The organism is Actinocorallia lasiicapitis (assembly GCF_054778695.1).
This window is the reverse complement of the sequence record NZ_BAAGZI010000506.1, coordinates 1-3,538: the sequence shown is the minus strand read 5'-3', so window position 1 is coordinate 3,538 and position 3,538 is coordinate 1. Positions and strand designations below refer to the sequence as shown.

3 protein-coding genes and 1 pseudogene are annotated in these 3,538 nt (G+C 71.5%); all 4 read right to left on the bottom strand.

The features are described 5' to 3' along the window. A pseudogene (locus ACYVE7_RS31135) lies at nt 1-425 on the bottom strand (hypothetical protein); the annotation flags it as partial. Between the two features lie 122 nt (nt 426-547). Next, on the bottom strand, nt 548-1,489 hold the full coding sequence (locus ACYVE7_RS31130; protein WP_460369777.1) for an alpha/beta hydrolase: 942 nt from the start codon (nt 1,487-1,489) through the stop codon (nt 548-550). Nucleotides 1,490-1,623: 134 nt separating this feature from the next. Further along, a complete protein-coding gene (locus ACYVE7_RS31125; RefSeq protein WP_460369775.1) occupies nt 1,624-2,697 on the bottom strand; it encodes a GDSL-type esterase/lipase family protein in 1,074 nt (357 codons plus the stop codon). 45 nt (nt 2,698-2,742) lie between these two features. Further along, a partial coding sequence (locus tag ACYVE7_RS31120) for a YhgE/Pip family protein (protein ID WP_460369773.1) occupies nt 2,743-3,538 on the bottom strand: 796 nt, incomplete at its 5' end.

Below are 3,538 nucleotides of genomic sequence, written 5' to 3'. Positions count from 1 at the left end.
AGCCCGGCCAGACGCGGATCTTCCAGCCCGTACCGGTAGGCCTCGGCCAGCGCCGCCGCGTCCCGCTCGACGCGGGCGGCGCAGCGCTCCCAGTCCAGCCGCGCCTGGTCGAGCAGGGCGGTGGCCTCGTCGTACAGCACGCTCATCCGGGCGAGCGCCTCACGCGGGGACAGCTGGACGACGGCGGGGCCGAGCAGGGTCGGCCTGGCCTGCTCGTCGGTCAGTTCCACCTGGTCGCGGCCCTCGTCGAGGGCGCGGCCGTAGGCGTCGAAGATCAACCAGAGCTCGCCGACCCGCCGGTCGAACTCCGCCGCCCTGCGGGCCGTCTCACCGGTCGGGGCGTCGCCTTTGAGGAGCGGGTAGCCGGGGCGCTGGGGAAGGGCGACGAGGCTGTCGGCGATGCGCTCACGCTCGTCCCCGCGCACCGTAGCCACCACCTTGCCCCGACTTTCACCTGAACGCCCTGGCCTATCCCTATCAGCACCTTCGACGCTGAGACCAGACCCTTGGTTCGGCCGCCGTCCACCGGTCGTTCGGCATAGGTCGGTCAGGCGCGCAGCGTCTTGCAGAGGGTCGGCCAGATCCGATCCATCTCGCGCCGCCAGTAACGCCAGTTGTGGGTGCCCTTCGCATACAGATGCGCGGTGTAGGGGATCTTGAGGGCGTTCAAACGGGAGATCAGCGGTTTGGTGGTGTAGTAGCAGAACGCCTCGGCCGGATCGACGGCCTGCGCGTCCTGCGGGTCGAGCGGGCCCTTGACCCCGTTCTTGGCGCAGGCGATGAACAGCCTGGTGCGGCGCAGGCCGTTGGCCCGGTGCACCGGGTCGTGCGCCTTCCAGACGTCCACGTTGACCTGCGGCTGCCCCCACATCAGAAACTTCTCCGCGCCGGAGCCGGGGATCCCGGTGAGCAGGACCTCGGGGGCGCCGGGCGTCAGGGTCGAGCCGTAGCCCGACATGCAGCCGGTGAACTTGAACATCCCGGGGTGGCGCGCGGAGTAGATCAGCGCGCCGTAGCCGCCCGAGGAGATCCCCACGACGGCCTGGCGCTTGTTGCCCGCGTACCGCTTCATCAGCAGCGGCCGCAGCTCGCCGAGATGGTAGGTCTCCCATTTCGGGCCGACCATCCAGTCGGTGTAGCCGCCGCCCTGGCCGCCGTCCGGCATCACCACGATCATCTTCTTGGACGCGGCCATCTTCACGATCTTGGTGTTCTTCGACCACGCCCGGTAGTCGTCGTGCCCGCCGTGCAGCAGCCAGAGCAGCGGCCAGGTGCGCTGGCGGCTCCAGCCCTTCGGCAGGATGATCCGCGTGGTCATCCGGCGCTTCATGGCGGGGGAGTAGACCGTCAGGTCGCGGACCCTGGCGCTCAGCTTCTTCTCACCGACCACGTAGGCGCCGCCCGCGAACGCGCCCGCCGACTCCAGGGGGAGCAGGGACAGAGCCGCGGCGCCTGCCGCGGTCTTCACGAAGTCACGCCTCTGCCACACGGGCCACTCCTCGAACGGTGGTGCTGGGTCCCGGGACGTTAGCGCGCCGGAGCCGCTGGGTGTTATGCGCGGGAAAGAGAAGTGGCTGGTCGGGCTTTGTCACCCTGACACAAGAGTCGTTTCTGTAAAGGAGTTCAGGGCTGGGCGTAGGCGTCGGCGATCGCGGCCATCCCGGCGGGGTTGGGGTGGAGCCGGTCGCCCTGGTCGAACGCCGGGTTCAGGCCGCCGTCCGGCCCGGCGAGCACCGAGTGCAGGTCGAGCAGGTGCTCGCCGCTGTCCCTGAGCCGGTCGTTGATCTCCGCGTGGACAGGGACGGCCTTCTCGGCGAAGTAGTCGCCGTGCGTGACGTCCCGGTAGGGCGGCAGGGTCGCGACGGTCGACGCGACACCGGCCGCGCGGGCCTGCGCGGCCAGCGCGAGCAGCCCGTCCACGATCGCACCGGCCCTGTGCTTGGGCTGGGCGAGCATCGACGGCAGGCCGAGATCGTTGATCCCCAGCTCGATGATCACATGGGTGAGCCCGGGGACGGACAGGGCGTCGCGGCGGAACCGGCGCAGCCCGGCGTCGCCGAAGCCGTCGCGCAGGAGCTGGTTGCCGCCGATGCCCAGATTGAGCACGGGGACGCCGAGCCGCCGCGACAGGTGGTCGGGGTAGCGCAGATCCCGGTCGGGCGGGGTGCCGGAGCCGTCGGTGAGCGAGTCGCCGAACGCGACGATCACCGGTTCGCCGTCGGCCCGCTCGCGCCACAGGTCGACCCCGGCGAGCCAGTTGAGGGACAGGAACCGGCCCGCGGGCTCCGCGTCGGGGTCGGCGGTGGTGTCGCCGTCGGTGAACGAGCCGGTGCGCAGGGCGTCGGGGTGGCGGGTCGGGGGGCCGCTCGGGCCGTCCACGTACAGGTGGACGGGCAGATCATGGCCGTCGGGGACGGCCACGTCGACCGGGTCGGACAGCAGGCCCTCACCGGCCGGGATCACCGCCGACTTCGCGCCGCCGAACGTCACCCGGGCGCCCGCCGCCCTGACCGCGCCGAGCCGCAGCGGCCCGGTGCCGAAGCGGTTGCTGAACCGCAGCCGGAACCGTTCGCCGCCCCGGTGCAGATGGACGCTCTGCCGGACGGTCTGGTCGCGGAACGCCAGCGGGTGGGTGTAGCTGAGGGCGTCGAACGGGCTGACCGTGGCGGCCCGGTGCCCGGCGGTCCAGAGGCTCATGACCCGCCATGAAAGCAGAACCGGGTTCTAGAGCGGGATCCGGGGCTACAGCTCCAGCTCCGGCTTGAGGCGGGCGAGGGTCCAGGTGCGCTGGGAATGGACGGTCAGGGTCAGCAGGGCCAGCGCGCCGGCGAGGAATCCGGCGAGGACGGCGGCACAGGTCCAGGTGATCGTCGGATTGCCGCCGGAGATCGTCGCCCGCAGCCCTCGGACCAGGTAGGTCATCGGGACGAAGGTGTTGAGGGTGCGGAACGGTTCGGGCAGGGTCTGCATCGGGTAGAGGCCGCCGCACGACACGAGCTGCACCATCAGCAGGACCAGCGCGATCGCGTCGCCCGCCGCCCCGAACGCCAGCCTGATCACCTGGACGATCGCGCTGAACGCCGCGATGCCCAGCGCCATCAGCCCGACGGTGCCCCACAGGTCGACCGGGTCGAGGCCGAGCAGGAAGTTGACCGCGCAGAACAGCAGGGACGTCCCGGCGAGCCCCATCGCGATCACCGGCAGCCAGGCCGTCAACGCGACGGTCGCGGAGCCGAGCGGGCTTGCCAGGATCCGGCCGGGCACCGGCTGGAGCAGCAGGAACGCCACGATCCCGAACACCCACAGGGCGATGGCGAAGAAGAACGGGGCGAGGCCGCGGCCGTAGTAGGTGGCGGGGTGGAGGTTGGTGGTGGTGACCATGATCGGGTTGCCGAGGGTCTCGGCGTCGGCGTCGGTGATCGTGGGGACCTCGTCGGCGCCCCGGTCGAGCGAGGACTTCAGCTTGCCGCCGCCCGCTTCCAGCTTGCCCGCGCCGTCGGCCAGCGCGCCGCTGCCCCGGCGGAGCCGGCCCGCGCCT